Annotated in this window: 14 protein-coding genes; 10 read left to right on the top strand and 4 right to left on the bottom strand. The window is 72.1% G+C overall.

The window, feature by feature from the left end; genetic code table 11:
- Positions 1 to 72 precede the first annotated feature (72 nt).
- The 7 genes from ABZ027_RS15230 (at position 73) to ABZ027_RS15260 (ending at position 9,473) form a co-directional block, all read left to right on the top strand.
- A complete protein-coding gene (locus ABZ027_RS15230) occupies positions 73 to 921 on the top strand; it encodes a DMT family transporter (protein ID WP_356768462.1) in 849 nt (282 codons plus the stop codon).
- 274 nt (positions 922 to 1,195) lie between these two features.
- Positions 1,196 to 1,783 carry a hypothetical protein gene (locus ABZ027_RS15235; RefSeq protein ID WP_356768244.1) on the top strand — a complete coding sequence of 196 codons (588 nt, stop codon included), beginning with the start codon at positions 1,196 to 1,198 and terminating at the stop codon, positions 1,781 to 1,783.
- Positions 1,784 to 1,813: 30 nt separating this feature from the next.
- Positions 1,814 to 4,138 (top strand): aminodeoxychorismate synthase component I, encoded by a 2,325-nt coding sequence (gene pabB / locus ABZ027_RS15240; protein WP_356768246.1) that lies wholly within the window; start codon positions 1,814 to 1,816, stop codon positions 4,136 to 4,138.
- Positions 4,135 to 5,787 (top strand): AMP-binding protein, encoded by a 1,653-nt coding sequence (locus tag ABZ027_RS15245; protein ID WP_356768248.1) that lies wholly within the window; start codon positions 4,135 to 4,137, stop codon positions 5,785 to 5,787. Before pabB ends, ABZ027_RS15245 begins: the two co-directional genes overlap by 4 nt.
- 32 nt (positions 5,788 to 5,819) lie before the next feature.
- Positions 5,820 to 7,415 (top strand): AMP-binding protein, encoded by a 1,596-nt coding sequence (locus tag ABZ027_RS15250; protein WP_356768250.1) that lies wholly within the window; start codon positions 5,820 to 5,822, stop codon positions 7,413 to 7,415.
- Complete coding sequence (locus ABZ027_RS15255) at positions 7,412 to 8,599, top strand: FAD-dependent monooxygenase (protein ID WP_356768252.1); 1,188 nt, start codon at positions 7,412 to 7,414, stop codon at positions 8,597 to 8,599. Before ABZ027_RS15250 ends, ABZ027_RS15255 begins: the two co-directional genes overlap by 4 nt.
- A gap of 13 nt (positions 8,600 to 8,612) precedes the next feature.
- Positions 8,613 to 9,473 (top strand): aminotransferase class IV, encoded by an 861-nt coding sequence (locus ABZ027_RS15260; RefSeq protein ID WP_356768254.1) that lies wholly within the window; start codon positions 8,613 to 8,615, stop codon positions 9,471 to 9,473.
- Positions 9,474 to 9,672: 199 nt separating this feature from the next.
- Here ABZ027_RS15260 and ABZ027_RS15265 read toward each other — a convergent pair whose 3' ends face one another.
- Positions 9,673 to 10,164 (bottom strand): carboxymuconolactone decarboxylase family protein, encoded by a 492-nt coding sequence (locus ABZ027_RS15265; RefSeq protein ID WP_356768256.1) that lies wholly within the window; start codon positions 10,162 to 10,164, stop codon positions 9,673 to 9,675.
- A 48-nt stretch (positions 10,165 to 10,212) separates the two neighbouring features.
- Positions 10,213 to 11,640, bottom strand: coding sequence for a PLP-dependent aminotransferase family protein (locus ABZ027_RS15270; RefSeq protein ID WP_356768258.1), 1,428 nt, complete (start codon positions 11,638 to 11,640; stop codon positions 10,213 to 10,215).
- 47 nt (positions 11,641 to 11,687) lie between these two features.
- Here ABZ027_RS15270 and ABZ027_RS15275 point away from each other — a divergent pair, with 47 nt between their 5' ends.
- From ABZ027_RS15275 to ABZ027_RS15285, 3 genes are read left to right on the top strand one after another with little or no spacing between them, the layout of a single operon-like run.
- On the top strand, positions 11,688 to 12,197 hold the full coding sequence (locus tag ABZ027_RS15275) for a carboxymuconolactone decarboxylase family protein (RefSeq protein ID WP_356768260.1): 510 nt from the start codon (positions 11,688 to 11,690) through the stop codon (positions 12,195 to 12,197).
- Positions 12,194 to 12,640: a carboxymuconolactone decarboxylase family protein gene (locus tag ABZ027_RS15280; RefSeq protein ID WP_356768262.1), complete on the top strand. Its 447-nt coding sequence runs from the start codon at positions 12,194 to 12,196 to the stop codon at positions 12,638 to 12,640. The genes ABZ027_RS15275 and ABZ027_RS15280 overlap by 4 nt, the downstream gene beginning before the upstream one ends.
- On the top strand, positions 12,637 to 13,353 hold the full coding sequence (locus tag ABZ027_RS15285; RefSeq protein ID WP_356768263.1) for an isocitrate lyase/phosphoenolpyruvate mutase family protein: 717 nt from the start codon (positions 12,637 to 12,639) through the stop codon (positions 13,351 to 13,353). Before ABZ027_RS15280 ends, ABZ027_RS15285 begins: the two co-directional genes overlap by 4 nt.
- A 6-nt stretch (positions 13,354 to 13,359) precedes the next feature.
- Here the strand turns inward: ABZ027_RS15285 and ABZ027_RS15290 are convergent, their stop codons facing one another.
- Positions 13,360 to 14,313 carry an ABC transporter substrate-binding protein gene (locus ABZ027_RS15290; RefSeq protein ID WP_356768264.1) on the bottom strand — a complete coding sequence of 318 codons (954 nt, stop codon included), beginning with the start codon at positions 14,311 to 14,313 and terminating at the stop codon, positions 13,360 to 13,362.
- Between the two features lies 1 nt (position 14,314).
- Positions 14,315 to 16,261 carry an ABC transporter permease subunit gene (locus ABZ027_RS15295; protein WP_356768266.1) on the bottom strand — a complete coding sequence of 649 codons (1,947 nt, stop codon included), beginning with the start codon at positions 16,259 to 16,261 and terminating at the stop codon, positions 14,315 to 14,317.
- Position 16,262: the final 1 nt, after the last annotated feature.

Consider the following 16,262-nt stretch of genomic DNA (forward strand, 5'->3'; position numbering starts at 1 on the left):
AGAGCGACGGGAGGGCGCGACCGGGCGGGCAGCCGCTCGCACCTCCCCTACAGTCGCTTTGTGTTCTTTGGAATGGTGTGCGCGCTCGGTGCCGCGGTCTGCTTCGGTACGGCGACGGTGTTGCAGGCGGTGGCGGCGCGGGCGGCGGACACCGGCGGGGGTGGCGTCGGGGAGGCGACGCTGTTCCTGCGGGCGGTCAGGCAGTGGCGGTACCTGGCCGGCCTGGCGCTGGACGGCCTCGGGTTCCTGTTCCAGGTCGCCGCCCTGCGGTCGATCCCGATCTACGCGGTCGGGGCGGCACTGGCGTCCAGCCTCGCGGTGACGGCGGTGGTCGCGGCGCGGCTGCTGCGGGTGCGGCTGAGCGGACGTGAGTGGGGTGCGGTGGGCGTGGTGTGCGCGGGGCTGGCGCTGCTGGGGATCGCGTCCGGCACGGAGGGTGACCGGGGCGGGCCCGCGGGGTTGCAGTATGCCCTGCTCGGGACGGCTCTCGCGGTGCTGCTGCTCGGGCTGAACGGGGGGCGGCTGCCCAAGCGGGGGCGGGCGGCGGTACTCGGCCTGGGTGCCGGGTTCGGGTTCGGGGTGGTCGAGGTGGCGGTACGGCTGATCGACACGCTCGCGGTCTCGGACCTGGTGCGGAATCCGGCGGTGTACGCGCTGCTGGTCGGGGGCGCGGCGGCGTTCCTGTCCCTGACGTCGGGGCTGCGCTCGGGCTCGGTCACGGCGGCCACGGCCGGCATGGTGATCGGCGAGACGGTCGGTCCGGCGGCCGTCGGGGTGATCTGGCTCGGGGATCGCACCCGGGAGGGCCTGGGGTGGGTCGCGGTGCTGGGGTTCCTCGTCGCGGTCGCCGGCGCGTTGGCGCTGGCCCGGTTCGGGGAGGCACCGTCGGCGGTCGACGCGCGGGAGGCCGTGACGCCCTGAGGTGCCGGGAGGCGGCCGGAAAGCCCCGTGATGCCGTACCGCTGCCTATTCGTGGGTAAAGAGGATTGGGCGGTGACTTCTTTTCTCGGGCGATCGTGCAGCCTTTCCCGACCGCCCGGCAAGCACTTCCCGGCACTTGGCAAAAGTTACCGCGAGTATCGGTCGACACAAGACGCCAAGGGCTCCGAAAGCGTATGAAGAGCCACGTTTCGGACAGTCGAAAATCTTCGTTGAATATTTGAACGGGGCCGGGGATCTTTCCGTACTCGACGACGTGACCAGTAATCCCGTCACCGTGACCGTGGCTTATCACGTGGTGCCGGGCCATGAGGGTGACTTCCACTCCTGGGGGTGGGCCATGCTGGCCGCGAGCGCGCAGCAGCACGGCTTCCTGGGGGGTGGCGTTCTTGTCGACGGAGAGGCGGAGTGGCATGTCGTCTATCGCTTCGCCAGCGAAGGCACCGCCCTGGCCTGGGAGAACTCGACCGTCCGTGCGCAGTGGGACCTGCGCGCGGCGGGGTTCGCCCGGCAGACGGGCCGTCGGAGCGTCCGGGGTCCGAAGGTGTGGTTCGAGGCCCAGAGCGAGCGGCCTGCGACACCTCCGGCACCTCCGGCTCCGCCGTCGAAATGGAAGCTCTGGTTCATAAACATGAGCGCCGTGTTCCCGCCGGTGCTCCTGTTCAACGTGATCGTGCTCCCCTATCTCGGCGATCTCAATCCGTTCATTCGTACGCTGCTTTTGTGTCTGTGCGTGACGGCTCTCGTCACCTGGATTCTGATGCCGCGCCTTCAGCGTTTCTTCAAGAAATGGCTGTATCCACCGCTCCAGGCGCTCCGCGGACGGCACAAACGGACCGCGTAGGCCAGAGAACGACGCAAGGGAGGTGGGCGGGTGAAGACCCTGCTCATCGACAATTACGACTCGTACACGTACAACCTGTTCCAGCTGATCGCCGAGGTCAACGGCGAAGAGCCGGTGGTGATCCTCAATGACGCCCCCGCCGACGCGGTTCCGGATCTCGCGGGATTCGACAACGTGGTGGTCTCGCCGGGCCCGGGGCATCCGGCGAAGGCACGCGACTTCGGCATCAGCGCCCGGGTGCTGGCCGGATCCCCGATCCCCGTGCTCGGCGTCTGCCTGGGCCACCAGGGCATCGCGCTCGAGGCGAGCGGCCGGGTGGAGCCGGCCCCGGAGCCCCGGCACGGGCATCTGACCACCGTCCGGCACGACGGACTGGACCTGTTCCAGGGGGTGCCGCAGGCCTTCACCGCGGTCCGCTACCACTCGCTGGCCGTGCGCGAGCCCCTGCCCCTCACCCTGCAGGCCACCGCCTGGGCCGAGGACGGCGTGCTCATGGGCCTGCGGCACCGCACCCGGCCGCTGTGGGGCGTGCAGTTCCACCCGGAGTCCGTGCTCACGGAGTACGGCCACCGCATGCTCGTGAACTTCCGCAACCTCACCGCGGAACGGGCCCGCAAGCTTCGTACGAAGAACACCGCCGTCCCGCCGACCGAGGTGGCGATCCCCCGCTCCGCGGCCACCGCGACCCGAGCCGCCGCGGCACCCGCAGACGGCGCGACACCGACGGCCACGGCGTCGGACACGGCCCCGGACACGTCCTCGGCCGTCGCCACCTCCAGCCCGTCCGGTGTCTCCATCCCCCGCCCCCGGCGGGCCGCCGGTGCCACCTACCGCCTGCACACCCGCCGGGTCGCCGGCGCGGTCGACGCGGAGGCCGCCTTCACCCGGATGTACGCGGCGTCCGAGCGGGCGTTCTGGCTGGACAGTTCGCTGGTCGAGCCGGGCCGGTCCCGGTTCTCCTTCCTGGGTGACGACAGCGGGCCGCTCGCCGAGTTCGTGCGCTACGACGTGGACGCCGGGCGCTGCGAGATCGAGCGGGCGGGACGGCCGACGCGCAAGGTCACGGCCAGCGTCTTCGACTATCTGAAGCGGCAGTTGGCGAACCGGCGGGTGGACGCGACCGGGCTGCCCTTCGACTTCACCGGCGGCTACGTCGGCTACTTCGGGTACGAGACGAAGGCCGACTGCGGCTCACCGAACCGGCACTCGTCCGACGTCCCGGACGCCTGCTGGCTGTTCGCGGACCGGCTGGTCGCGGTGGACCACGAGGAGGGCTTCACCTACGCGGTCTGCCTGGCGGAGGACTCCCCGCAGGCGGCGCGGGAGGCCGCGGACTGGCTGGAGGGCACCCTCGCCGAACTCAGCTGCGTGCAGGCCGACCCGGGCCCGGCCTCCGACACCCGGTCGGCGCCCGCTCCCGCCGCTGCCACCACCACTCCCGACCTCATCGCCGCCGAGCCCTGGCTGGTGCGCGACCGGGCGACCTACCTCGCGGACATCGAGGCCTGCGTGCGGGAGTTGCGGGCGGGCACCAGCTACGAGATCTGTCTGACCGACGCCGCCCGGCTGCCCGCTCCGCCGGACCCGTACGAGTTCTACCGTGTGCTGCGCCGCGTGAACCCGGCGCCGTACGCGGCGTTCCTGAGGTTCAAGGACCTCGACGTGGCCGGCTCCTCCCCCGAGCGGTTCCTGCGGATCACCCGGGACGGGGTGGCCGAGGCCAGACCGATCAAGGGCACCGCGCCCCGCGGCGAGGGAGCGGCGGAGGACGCGAGGCTCCGGGACGCGCTGGCGTCGGACGCCAAGACCCGCGCCGAGAACCTGATGATCGTCGACCTGCTCCGCAACGACCTGGGCCGGGTCTGCCGGACCGGCACCGTGCGCGTGCCCAGGCTGATGGCGACCGAGACGTACGCCACCGTGCACCAGCTCGTCTCCACCGTCGAGGGCCGGCTGCGTGCGGACACGGACGCGGTGGACTGTGTGCGCGCCTGCTTCCCCGGCGGCTCCATGACCGGCGCGCCGAAGCTGCGCACGATGGAGATCATCGACTCGCTGGAGACCGAGGCCCGGGGCGTGTACTCCGGGGCCCTCGGCTATCTGGGGTGCGGTGGCGGCGCGGATCTCAACATCGTGATCCGTACGGCCGTACTCGCCGACGGACTGATGCACCTCGGCGCCGGCGGGGCGATCGTCCTCGACTCGGACCCGGTCGCGGAGTACGACGAGATGCTGCTGAAGACGGCCGCGCAGATGCGGGCGTTGCGGGAGCACACGGTCGACCGGATCCGGGAGCAGCAGGAGCAGATCAGTCCGAGAATGCCGCGGACCGCCAGCGAGGAGCCCGCCCGATGAAGACCGCAGCGGACCTGCACGGCACAGCCCGTGCGATGACGACCCCCAAGTCCACGACCCCCAAGCCCACTACCAGCCAGGCCGTGACGCCCAAATCCACGGCCGGCCAGGCCACGGCTCCCCGAGCCTTGAGCTCCCGGCGCGCGTTCGCTCCGGCCGACGCGGACACCCCCGGGAACCTCGCCGTGTATCTCGCCGCGCTCACCGAGCGGCGCGGATGGACCGGCCGGGCCGCCTTCCACCAGGGCCACCGGGTCTGGACCCATGGCGAGGTGCACGATCTCGCGGCCCGCGCGGCCACCGTGCTCGCCGAGCACGGTGTGCGCCCCGGCGACCGGGTGCTGCTCGCCCTGCCGGACGGCATCGCCTGGGTGACGGCCTTCCTCGCCACCGCCCGTCTCGGGGCCGTGGCGGTGCTGGTCAACCCGGAACTGCCCGCGACCGAGCACGCGTTCATGGCCGAGGACACCGAGGCCGTGCTGTGCGTGACCGGGCCGGGGCTGGAGAACCGCTTCGGCGACCGGGCGCGGCTCGGCGCCGACCAGTTACTCGCACTCACGCCCACCGCCGAACCGGCCGACGCCCACCCGGTGGACGCGCACGCCCCGCTGTACCTCCAGTACACGTCCGGCACCACGGGCCGGCCCAAGGGGGTGCCGCACCGGCACGGCGATCCGCGGACGTACCACGACCTGATCGCCCGGCGGCTGCTGCGGATCACGCAGAACGACGTCACGCTGTCGGTGTCGAAGCTGTACTTCGCCTACGGATTCGGCAACGCCTTCGTCTTCCCGCTGTTCTCGGGCTCGTCGGCGGTCCTGGTGGACCGGCGTCCGACCCCGGCCGCCGTCGACGAGCTCGTGGCCCGGCACCGGGTGACCCTGCTCTACTCCGTGCCGTCCGCGTACGCCGCGCTGGTGGCCGACCGGGGCACCGGGCACGAGGCCTGCTTCGCGTCGGTACGTGCCGCGGTGTCGGCCGGTGAGGGTCTGCCGCTGGGGCTGGGGATGCAGGTCTCCGAGCTGCTGGGCGCGCCGGTCCTGGAGCAGATCGGCTCCACCGAGGCGGGGCACGCCTTCTGCGCCAACAGCTTCGAGTACAACCGTCCCGGCACCGTCGGCCGTCCCGTGCCCGGCTTCGAGGTGGAGCTGCGCGACGCTGACGGTCTTCCGGTGCCGGACGGGGCGGAGGGCGAGATGTGGGTGCGCGGGCCGTCGGTGACCCCCGGTTACCTGAACCGGCCCGAGGAGACCGACCGTGCCCTGGTCGGGGGGTGGCTGGCCACCCGTGACCGGGCCTGCCGCGAACCGGACGGCACCTACCGGCACCTGGGCCGCGCCGACGACATGGAGATGGTCGGCGGCATCACGGTGTCGCCGCTGGAGGTGGAGGCGGTGCTGCGGACCCATCAGGCGGTCCGGGAGGTCGCGGTCGTGGCGGTCAGGGACGGGGAGGGCGTCAGCCGGCTGCGTGCCTTCGTCGTCCCCGTCTCGCCCCTGTCGACCGGTCTGGAGGACGACCTGATCCGCCTGGCACGGGAGCACCTGGCGGCCTTCAAGGTCCCCCGGAGCGTCAGCTTCGTCCCGTCCCTGCCCCGTACCCCGACCGGCAAGCTCCGCCGTCACCTGGTCCGCCGGGGCGCGTGGTGACCATGGCGGACCGTGCAGAAAGGAAGGGCGTCATGCCCGGACAACGTCTCCTCGCCCCGCCCCGGCCCGGCCAACCCCTCCTCGCCGACCGCGGGTTCTATCTCGGCCCGGTGTTCCGGCGGGCGGCCGACCGCCACGGTGCCGTTTTCGTCACCCTGGACCGGCCGCTGGACGTCAATCCGTCCCTCGGGGTCGACCTGAGTTACCCGATGCTGGCCGACGTCGTGGAGGAGCTGTCGGGACGGTTGTGGGAGGCGGGCGTACGGCCCTCCGAGCAGGTGGCCGTACACAAGACGGACAACGTCGACATCGTGCTGCTGACCTGCGCGATCTCCCGTATCGGCGCGGTGCCGGTACTGCTCTCGCCCGGTCTCGCCGGTCCCGTCGTGGGGCAGTTGCTGGCGCGTCTGCGACGGCCCTGGCTGATCACCGACAGAGCGAAACTGGAGGGCCCTCTCCAGGACGTCGACGTGTCCGCGCACGTGTGGCGGACCCTCTCCGTGGACGACGCGCCCGGTGCCGAGCCGCTGGAGAAGTACGCGGGCGCCGAGCCGCCCGCCCCGGTACGGCTCCACCCCCGTGAACCCGCGCTGATCACCCACAGCTCGGGCACCACCGGGGTGCCGAAGCTCGCCGTGCACTGCGCGAACACCATGTGGAACCGGCTCGTACCGCAGCAGGCGATGGGCTGGCCGACGCGTGGCGAGACGGCGGCCCTGCACATGTCGTTCGTGCACTCGCGCTTCTACCATCTGCTCGGTGTCCTGCTGCACTTCGGCAGCCCGCTGCTGCTGATCACCGACCCCGATCCGGGGCGGGTGGCGCCGCTGCTGGTGCGGCACCGGCCCGGGATCGTCGAGACGCATCCCAACACCTTCGTGCTGTGGGAGGAGCTGGCCGACGCACCCGGCGCGCCGCTGTCCAGGGTCAAGGCGTACGGCTCCACGTTCGACGCGATCCACCCGCGGACCGTACGGCGGCTCCTTGACGCCTCGAAGCGGCGTACGCCCTATCTGGTCCAGCTGTACGGGCAGAGCGAGACGGGACCGGTGGCGTTCCAGTGGTTCACCCGGCGCAGTGCCGCCCGCGCGGACGGCCGCCGGGTCGGGATCCAGATCCCCGGCTTCACCCGGGTCCGGGTCACCGGCTCCGACGGGCGGCGGGCGGCTCCCGGCACGGCCGGCCGGATCGAGGCGCGCACCCGGGGCCGCATCCTCACCTATCTCGGGGCCCGGGAGCAGTACGAACGCCAACTCGACGACGGCTGGTGGCAGATGGGCGACATGGGGTACCTCAGTCGCCTGGGCACCCTGCATCTGATCGACCGTGAGGTCGACCAGATCGACGCCGTGCACAGCAACCTGGAGGTCGAGGACGCGCTGATGGAGCGGCTTGAGGAACTCCGTGAGGTCGTCATCGTGCCCGGCGCGGACCAGGAACCGGTGCCCGTGGTGTGCGTGCGGGGCGAACAGCCGCTGGACCCGGAGCGCTGGCGGGAGGCCACGGCCGATCTGCCCGCGATGGCCGAGCCGCGGCAGTGGCGGTTCGAGGAGCTGCCGATGACCGCCACCTGGAAGGTGAAGCGGCTGGAGATCACCCGCATGCTGGCCGAGGGCGCGCACGCATGAACCCCGTCATGGTCGTCGGCGCCGGCCCCGTGGGACTGTCGGCGGCCCTCGGGCTGCGGGCGCACGGGCTGCCGGTCGTCCTGTTGGAGGCCAACCCGAAGGACCGTGAACGGCCGGGCAGCCGGGCGCTGTTCGTGCACCGGGAGACCCTCCGCCTGCTCGACGGGATGCAGCCGGGGCTCGCCGAGGAGATCACCTCCTACGGGCGGACCTGGCACACCCGGCGCACCCTGTACCGGGGCCGTGAGGTGTACTCCCGCACCTACCCGCCCCCGTCGGGAATTCCGCCCTTCACCAGCCTGCGCCAGGTGGACACCGAGCGCTTCCTGCGGGACGCCTGTGAGCGGGCCGGGGTGGAGTTCGTGTGGGACGCCCGGGTGCGGGACGTGCGCTCCACGGCACACGGGGTCAGGATCACCGGCGAGGACGGACAGGTGTGGACCGGCGGGTACGCGATCGCCGCCGACGGTGCCCGCTCCACGCTCCGCCGCTCGCTGGACATCGCCATGGAGGGCACCAAGGGCGAGGGCTTCCACGTGGTCGTCGACGTCGCCGACATCCCGGGCGCCGAGCTGCCGCTGGAGCGGGTCTTCCACTACGAGCATCCGGGGGCGGGCGGACGCAGTGTGATGCGGGTGCCGTTCACCGGGGGCTTCCAGGTCGACCTGCAGTGCCGGGACGACGACCGGGAGGAGGAGTTCGGCACCGAGGAGGCGGTACGCCGGTGGCTGCCGTCGGTCGTGGGCGACGGGTACGCCGAGCGCGTCCTGTGGGTGTCGACGTACCGCTTCCTGCGCAAGGTCGCGGCCTCGTTCACCGACCCGCACGGGAGGGTGCTGCTGGTGGGGGAGGCGGCGCATCTCTTCCCGCCGTTCGGGGCGCGGGGAATGAACAGCGGGATCGCGGACGCGGCGGCGGCCGCGAGCGCCGTCGCCGCGGGGACGGCGGGGGCTACGGGGGCGGTCGCCGAGTTCGCCGTGGTGCGGCGGGAGGCGGCCCTGTTCAACAGCGCCGCCGCCGGGGAGGCGCTGGACCATCTGCGGCCGCGGCGGCGCGTCGTCCGGGTGAAGCAGCGGACGGCCGCGGCCCTCGCGCCGGTGCTGCCATGGTGCGGATCATGGTTGGAACACGCGCCCTACGGGCCGCGCGGCGGGGCGCCCGTGGTGGCCGGCGGCAAGTACTGAGGAGGGGATTGCGGTGATCGGAACGGCGGTCGCGGAAGGGCTGTTGAGGTGGACGCCCGGCGAGGGGCCGGCGGCGGCCCGTGCGGCGGGGCGGGGCGCCGCGGCGGGCCCCGGGGCGGCGGCCGGGTGGTCGGCGGCGACGGGGCCGGCGGTCGGGGGAAGGTTGCTCGTCGCGGACTCGTGGCTGGTGCGGGACGGGCGGGTGCGGGGCTTCGAGCGGCACCGGGAGCGGTTCCTGCGGGCGTGCGGCGAGTGCGGAGGGCCGTCGTTGCACCGGCTGGTGGAGTTCTGGCAGGGCATGACGGCGGCCCTGCCGCGTACCGGTGAGTGGTTTCCCCGCGTCGAACTCGCCGCCGGGTCACTGGAGTTGAGGCTGCTGCTGCGGCACGCGCCGCCGCTCGGCTCCGGCGTACGGGTGTGCGCGGCCGGACAGTCCGATCCACGGACCGTCCCCCGCCGCAAGGGCCCGGACCTGGACGCCCTGGCCCGCGTCCGGCGGCGGGCGTCCGGCGAGGGCGCGGACGAGGCGGTGCTGATCGCGCACTCCGGAGTGGTGCTGGAGGCGGCCACCGCCAGCGTGCTGTGGTGGGAGGACGACACCCTGTGTCTGCCCCCGCCACGGCTGCCCGTGCTGCCCGGCGTCACCGTCGGACTCATCCAGGAACAGGCGGCGCGCACCGGCACCCGCGTCGCCCACCGGGAGCGGACCGTGGCCGAACTGGACGGGCGTGAGGTCTGGCTGGTGAACGCACTGCACGGCATCCGGCCCGTGACGGGCTGGACGGCAGGGACGATGCAAGCGGCACCGGCGGTGCGGGCCCCGGAATGGCGGACCTGGCTGGACGGCATCATGGAGCCACTGCCGGAACGCTGATTCCCGGAAGGAAAGCTGACTACCGGACGGAACGCAGATCCCCGGATGGCACGCTGATTCCCGGACCCGCGACGGAATACGTCGGGCCGGAGACGATATACACCGAGCCGGAGACGGCACACGCCGGGCCGAATGAGACTCGTATTTCTCCGCCTCATTCGACCCGGCGCGACAAAAGATGCCCGAATTCGGTTTTCCTTCAGTTCTTCTTCGGCACCGGCTGATAAGCCCCCGGCACCATCCGGGTCGCGATCGCGATCCGGTTGTAGGCGTTGATGACGGTGGCCGCCCAGATCAGCGCGGCGATCTGCCCCTCGTCGAAGACCTCCGCGGCCTCGGCGTAGACCTCATCCGGAACGTGACCGTCCTGCACCAGCGTCACCGCCTCGGTCAACGCCAGTGCGGCGCGCTCCCGTCCGGAGAAGAAGGGGGTCTCCCGCCAGGCGTTGAGCGCGTAGATCCGCTGCTCGGTCTCGCCCTGGGCGCGGGCGTCCTTGGTGTGCATGTCGAGGCAGAACGCGCAGCCGTTGAGCTGTGAGGCGCGGATCCTGATCAGCTCCAGGAGTTCCGGTTCGACCTTGGCGTCCTGGGCCGCGGAAACGGCGGCGCCGTGCAGCGCGCCCATGGCCGCGGAGACGTCGGGGGTAATCTTCTTCAGCGCCACACGGGATATCGCATCGATATTGGTCATGGGGCGACTCTATCCGCCGAACCGCACGTCGTAATGCTAAATTAGCGATTATCCGGGAAGTGCCGCACACAAGGCGTCCAGGGCCCCCGACCACGCGTGGTCCGGCGGTGTCGCGTACCCGACGACCAGTGCGTCCATGGACTGCTCGGCGATCGCGTCGGGGTGCCGGTAGCGGGCGAGGCCGTGGACCGCCAGGCCCTGCCAGGCGGCCGCCTGGACGACCGACTGCTCGCTGCCGGGCGGCAGCCTGAGGACGGCGTGCAGGCCGGCCGCGATGCCGGTGACGTGCACCTCGGGGGCGCGGGCGGCGAGGGCGGCCACCAGGGCGTCCCGGCGACGGCGGTAGCGCAGGCGGGCCGCGCGGACGTGACGGTCGTAGGCCCCGGACGTGATGAACTCGGCCAGCGTCAACTGGTCCGTCACGCCGCACGTGTCGACGCCGCCCTTCGCCTCCGCGACCTCCTCGGCGAGGTGGGACGGCAGCATCATCCACGCCAGCCGCAGGCCCGGGGCGAGGGACTTGCTCGCCGTGCCCAGGTGGACCACGCGGTCCGGGTCCAGGCCCTGGAGGGCGCCCACGGGCTGACGGTCGTAGCGGAACTCGCCGTCGTAGTCGTCCTCCAGGACCAGACCGCCGGTGCGCCGCGCCCAGTCGACGACGACCGCGCGCCGGTCGCGGTGCAGGGGCACGCCCATCGGGAACTGGTGGGCGGGGGTGAGCAGGACGGCGCCCGCGTCGGCCGGCTCCCCGGGATCCGTGCCCAGCCGGTCGAAGGGCAGCGGGGCGGTGGTGAGGCCGGCCGCGCCCAGGATCTTCTTGTGGACGCGGAGGCCGTACGACTCGACGGCGACCGTGCGCACCCCGCGGGCCCGCAGGACCGTACCGAGCAGCTTCAGGCCGTGCGAGAACCCGGCGCACACCACGATCCGTTCGGGGTCGGCGCGCACTCCCCGCGCCCGGGCCAGGTAACCGGCGAGCGCGGCACGCAACTCCGCGCGGCCGCGGGGGTCGCCGTAGCCGAAGGCGTCGTACGGGGCCGCGGTCAGGGCGCGGCGCGCGGCCCTGAGCCACTGCGTACGCGGGAACGAGGCGAGGTCGGGGAAGCCTGGACGCAGGTCGTACGCGGGCCGGGCGGACGCGCGGGGCCGGCGTGCCGCACCGGTCGGCGGCCCGGGCACCGTGTCCCGCCGCCCGGGGGTCGTGCGAGGCGCCGCCCCGGTGGCGACCCGCGTTCCCGAACCCTGCCGGGCCGTCAGCCAGCCCTCGGCGACCAGGTCGGCGTACGCGTCGGCGACCGTGTTGCGGGCGATGCCCAGGTCGGCGGCGAGCGCACGGGAGGACGGCAGCCGGGTACCGGGGGCCAGCCGGCCGGAGCGGACCGCCTCCCGCAACGCGTCGGTCAGACTCCTGCGCAGGCCGGAACCGGTCGGTTCGAGGTGCAGGTCGACGCCGAAAGTGGCCCAGGGTTTTGCCATGGGAATGGACCATACCTCTGGGCTGCCTTGCTCCTAGGGTCGAGAACATGACGACGAACGGCGACACGATGACGACCGCCGAGTACGCCCCTGAGCACACCCCCCGCCTGGACTGGGCCACGCTCGCCCCGGACGTGTTCAAGGCGATGGTCCGGCTGGACGCGGCGGCCGGGCAGGGGCTCGACACGAAACTGCTGGAGCTGGTGAAGATCCGCGCCTCGCAGATCAACCACTGCGCGTTCTGCCTCGACATGCACAGCAAGGACGCGCTCGCCGCCGGGGAGAGCGTCGAGCGGATCATCCAGCTCGGCGCTTGGGAGGAGTCCGGGCACTTCTACACCGAGAAGGAACTCGCGGCGCTGGAGCTGACGGAGGCCGTGACGGTCCTGACGGACGGCTTCGTACCGGACGAGGTGTACGAGAAGGCCGCCAAGCATTTCGAGGAGGCGGAGCTGGCCCGGCTGATCGCCGCGATCACCGTGATCAACGCCTGGAACCGGTTCGGCGTGACCTGCCGCCGGGTGCCGGGCCACTACCACCCAGGACAGTACAAGTGACCGTTCGCACCCGGCTGCTCGACCCGGCGATCGGCCGGGCCATGTCCGCCCTCAGTGCCGCCGCGAAGAAGGGCCTCGGCGACCCCGCGCTCGCCGAGCTGGTGGTGATCCGGGCCTCGCAGGTCAACCACTGCGCGTTCTGCCTCGACATGCACCTCACGATCGCCCGCGAGCACGGGGTGGGTGAGCGGCAGCTCGGTCTGCTGGCCGCCTGGGAGGAGGCGGGGGACGCCTTCGACGAGCGGGAGCGGGCCGCGCTGGCGCTGACGGAGGCGGTGACCCTCCTGACGGACGGGTTCGTGCCCGACGAGGTGTACGACCGGGCCGCCCGGCACTTCGACGACGTCGAACTCGCCCACCTCGTCGGGCTGATCGTCGCCATCAACAACTGGAACCGGGTGATGGTCGGCCGCCGGATCCCGCCGGGGGGTTACACGCCGTGAGCAAGGTCGAGACGTTCCGGAGACTGCACCGAGGCCGCCTTCCCGGGGATCCCCTCGTCCTGCCGGGCCCCTGGGACGCGGCCAGTGCCCGGGTGCTGGCCGACGCCGGCTTCCCGGCGCTCGCGACGCCCAGCGCCGGAGTCGCCGCCTCCCTCGGCTACGCGGACGGACAGACTCCGGCCGACGAGATGTTCGCGGCCGTCGCGCGGATCGTCCGGGCAGTGGACGTGCCGGTGTCGGCGGACGTAGAGAGCGGGTACGGGCTGCCGCCGAAGGAACTGGTGGAGCGACTTCTGGAGACGGGAGCCGTCGGATGCAACCTGGAGGACTCCGTCGACGGTGTCCTCAAGGACCCGCGAGCCCAGGCCGACTGGCTCGCCGAGGTGCGGTCCGCGGCGGCCGACCGGCTCTTCGTGAACGCGCGCATCGACACCTTCGCCCACGGAGTCGCCGATCCGGACCGGGCCATCGAGCGGGCCGCGTTGTACGTCGCCGCCGGCGCCGACTGCGTGTACCCGATCGACGCCCCGCCCGACGTCCTGCCGCTGCTGCGGGCCGGGATCCAGGGTCCGGTCAACGCGGGGGCGCAGATCGGCGAGGGCCCCTCGCCCGCCGAACTCGGCGCACGAGGGGCCACCCGGGTCACGTTCGGACCGGGACTCCAGCGGCAGACCGCCCGAGCACTGCGGGAGATCGCCGCGCGGTTGCGGTAATAGGGCTCAGGACAGCCACGCCTTCCAGGTGGACTCGTGGCTGTCCACCCACTTCTTCGCCGCGTCCTCGGGCGACATCTTCTGGTCGGCGATCATCAGGGAGACCTCGTTCTGGTCCTCGGTCGTCCAGTTGAACTTCTTCAGCAGGGCCGCCGCCTTGCCGCCGTCCTTCGCGAAGTCCGTGTTGAGGTACTTCTGCAGCGGGGTGTGCGGATAGGCGCAGGTGATCTTCGCCGGGTCGGCGTCGCAGCCCTCCTTGTAGGGGGGCAGCTTCACCTCGGTCATCGGGACCTTCTTGAACAGCCACTGCGGGGCGTACCAGTACGTCAGGAAGGGCTTCTTCTCCTTGGCGAACTGTCTCATCTGGGTGATCTGGGCAGCCTCCGAACCGGCGAAGACGACCTGGTAGTCGAGCTTCAGGTTCTTCACCAGCGCCTGGTCGTTGGTGACGTAGGAGGGCGAGCCGTCCATCAGCTGGCCCTTGCCGCCGCTCTCCGGAGTACGGAACTGGGAGGCGTACTTGTTGAGGTTCTTCCAGTTGGTGACGTCCGGGTGCTGCTTGGCGAAGTACGTCGGGACGTACCAGCCGATGTGCCCGGTCACGCCGAGCCCACCGCCCCGCGCGATCGTCTTCTTGTCCTTGACGTACCGCTGCTCCTGCTCGGGGTGGCCCCAGTCCTCCAGGATCGCGTCGACGCGGCCCTGGCTGAGCGCGTCCCAGGCGGGCACCTCGTCGACCTGGACGGTGTCGACGCGGTAGCCGAGCTTGTGTTGCAGGAGGTACTGGGCCACGGCCACGTTGGCCTGCGCTCCCACCCAGGACTGGACCGAGAGGGTCACGGTCTTGGAGCCCTGGGCGTTGGCGAACGGCGAGGCCTGCTTGGTCATGTCGGCGGCACCGCAGCCGGTCACGGTCACCAGCAGCAGGGAGCCCACTACGGCATGCGTACGAAGTCGCATGTCACGCTCCCTTCCTGGCGCGGCGTTCGGTCGGCTGGGTCACCCGGTCGAGCATCAGGCCGAGGCAGACGATCGCGGCGCCGGCCACCAGACCGGTCGCCAGGTCGCCCTGGGCGAGGCCGAAGACCACGTTGTAGCCGAGCGCGCCTCCGCCGACCAGGCCGCCGATGATGACGACGGCGAGGACCAGGACCACGCCCTGGTTGACAGCGAGCAGCAGGGACCGCCGGGCCAGCGGGAGTTGCACCTGACGCAGTTGCTGGCCGCTGCTGGCGCCCAGCGAGCGCGACGCCTCCATCGCGGCCGGGTCGACCTGACGCAGCCCCTGGACGGTGATGCGGACGACGGCGGGCAGGGCGTAGACCACGGCCGCCGCGACGGCGGGGGCACGGCCGACACCGAACAGGGCGACGACCGGGATCAGGTACACGAACTGCGGCATGGTCTGGCAGACGTCCAGGACGGGCCGCAGCATCCGCTCGAAGCGTTCGCTGCGGGCCGCCGTGATACCGGTCGCGAATCCCAGGACGAGGGTGACGGCGACCGCCGCCAGCACCTGGGACAGCGTGTCCAGGGACGGCTTCCACACGCCGAGGACACCGATGCCGGCCATCGCGAGGACCGCGGTGAGCGCGGTCTGCCAGGTGCCGATCACCCAGGCCAGCGCGGCGACGATGAGCAGCACCGACCACCAGGGCAGCCCCTGCAAGCCGTCCCGGACGGGGTCGAGGACCCAGGTGGTGAAGTGGCCCGCCCAGTCGGCGGTGCCGCCGACCACGGGGACCCCGGAGTACAGGTGCGCGGTCATCCAGTCGACGACCCGGTTGACCGGCTCGGCGATGTTGAGGGTCCAGGTCTCGGGCCAGTCCAGACGGCCCAGCAGCCGTCCGGCCACGGCGACCGCGACGGCGGCGAGGAGCGCGTACGCCCATCCCGCGCGGCCCGATCGCCCGGTGTCGTCGGACCGCTCGCCCGCCGCGGACGTGATGCGGTCGAGGACGACGGCGAGCAGCACGATCGGGATGCCGGCCGCCAGGGCCGCGCCCACGTCGACGGAGGCGAGGGCCTGGTAGACCCGGTCACCGAGGCCGCCGGCGCCGATCACCGACGCGATGACGGCCATGGACAGCGCCATCATGATCGTCTGGTTGAGGCCGAGCAGGAGTTCCTTGCGGGCCAGCGGGAGCCGGGCGGTCAGCAGGCGCTGGCGGGCGGTGGAGCCCAGCGACTCGACCGCCTCCAGCACTCCCTTGTCGGCGCCGCGCAGGCCGAGCGAGGTGAGGCGGGCCATCGGCGGGGCGGCGTAGACGACGGTGGCCAGGACGGCCGCGGGGACGCCGATGCCGAAGACCAGGACCACCGGGAGGAGGTAGGCGAAGGCGGGCAGCACCTGCATGGTGTCCAGGACCGGACGCAGGATGCGGTCCATCCGGTCGGACAGCCCGGCGGCGAGTCCCAGCACGGCACCCACGACGACCGAGGCGAGGACCGCCACGACCATCAGGGCGAGCGTCTGCATGGTGGGGATCCACATGTCGAGCAGCCCGCAGGCGAGGAACGCGGCGGCGGTGCCGGCGGCGAGCTTCACTCCGGCGACCCGCCAGGCGACCAGCCCGCCGATCGCGGTGACCCCGGCCCAGCCGACGCCGAGCAGCACCAGGTACACGGCGCGTACGGAGAGCACCACCGCGTTGCTGATGTAGCCGAAGAAGTAGAGGAACAGCGGGTGGCTGTCCCGGTTGTTGATGATCCAGTCGCTGGTTTTGGTCAGCGGCTCGGTGAGGTCGACGGTGAGCGCGCCGGGCCAACTTCCGCTTGCCCAGCGGGCGTTCGCCAGCGGCACGAGGATCGCGGCGGCGAGGGCCAGCAGGGCGAGCTTGGCGACGGCACGTCGTTTGAGAACGCCGGGAAGGGAGACCCGGGGGGCGGCTGCGGTGACCGTTGCCATG

It is taken from the genome of Streptomyces sp. NPDC006332, from assembly GCF_040612855.1.
Lineage (GTDB): Bacteria > Actinomycetota > Actinomycetes > Streptomycetales > Streptomycetaceae > Streptomyces.

What these genes read in the sequence shown, in the direction of transcription:
- ABZ027_RS15275 (WP_356768260.1), top strand. Translation starts at nt 11,688, where the DNA reads ATGACGACGAACGGCGACACGATGACGACCGCCGAGTACGCCCCTGAG.
- ABZ027_RS15290 (WP_356768264.1), bottom strand. Translation starts at nt 14,313, where the DNA reads ATGCGACTTCGTACGCATGCCGTAGTGGGCTCCCTGCTGCTGGTGACC.
- ABZ027_RS15270 (WP_356768258.1), bottom strand. Translation starts at nt 11,640, where the DNA reads ATGGCAAAACCCTGGGCCACTTTCGGCGTCGACCTGCACCTCGAACCG.
- ABZ027_RS15295 (WP_356768266.1), bottom strand. Translation starts at nt 16,261, where the DNA reads ATGGCAACGGTCACCGCAGCCGCCCCCCGGGTCTCCCTTCCCGGCGTT.
- ABZ027_RS15255 (WP_356768252.1), top strand. Translation starts at nt 7,412, where the DNA reads ATGAACCCCGTCATGGTCGTCGGCGCCGGCCCCGTGGGACTGTCGGCG.
- ABZ027_RS15245 (WP_356768248.1), top strand. Translation starts at nt 4,135, where the DNA reads ATGAAGACCGCAGCGGACCTGCACGGCACAGCCCGTGCGATGACGACC.
- ABZ027_RS15250 (WP_356768250.1), top strand. Translation starts at nt 5,820, where the DNA reads ATGCCCGGACAACGTCTCCTCGCCCCGCCCCGGCCCGGCCAACCCCTC.
- ABZ027_RS15265 (WP_356768256.1), bottom strand. Translation starts at nt 10,164, where the DNA reads ATGACCAATATCGATGCGATATCCCGTGTGGCGCTGAAGAAGATTACC.
- ABZ027_RS15230 (WP_356768462.1), top strand. Translation starts at nt 73, where the DNA reads ATGGTGTGCGCGCTCGGTGCCGCGGTCTGCTTCGGTACGGCGACGGTG.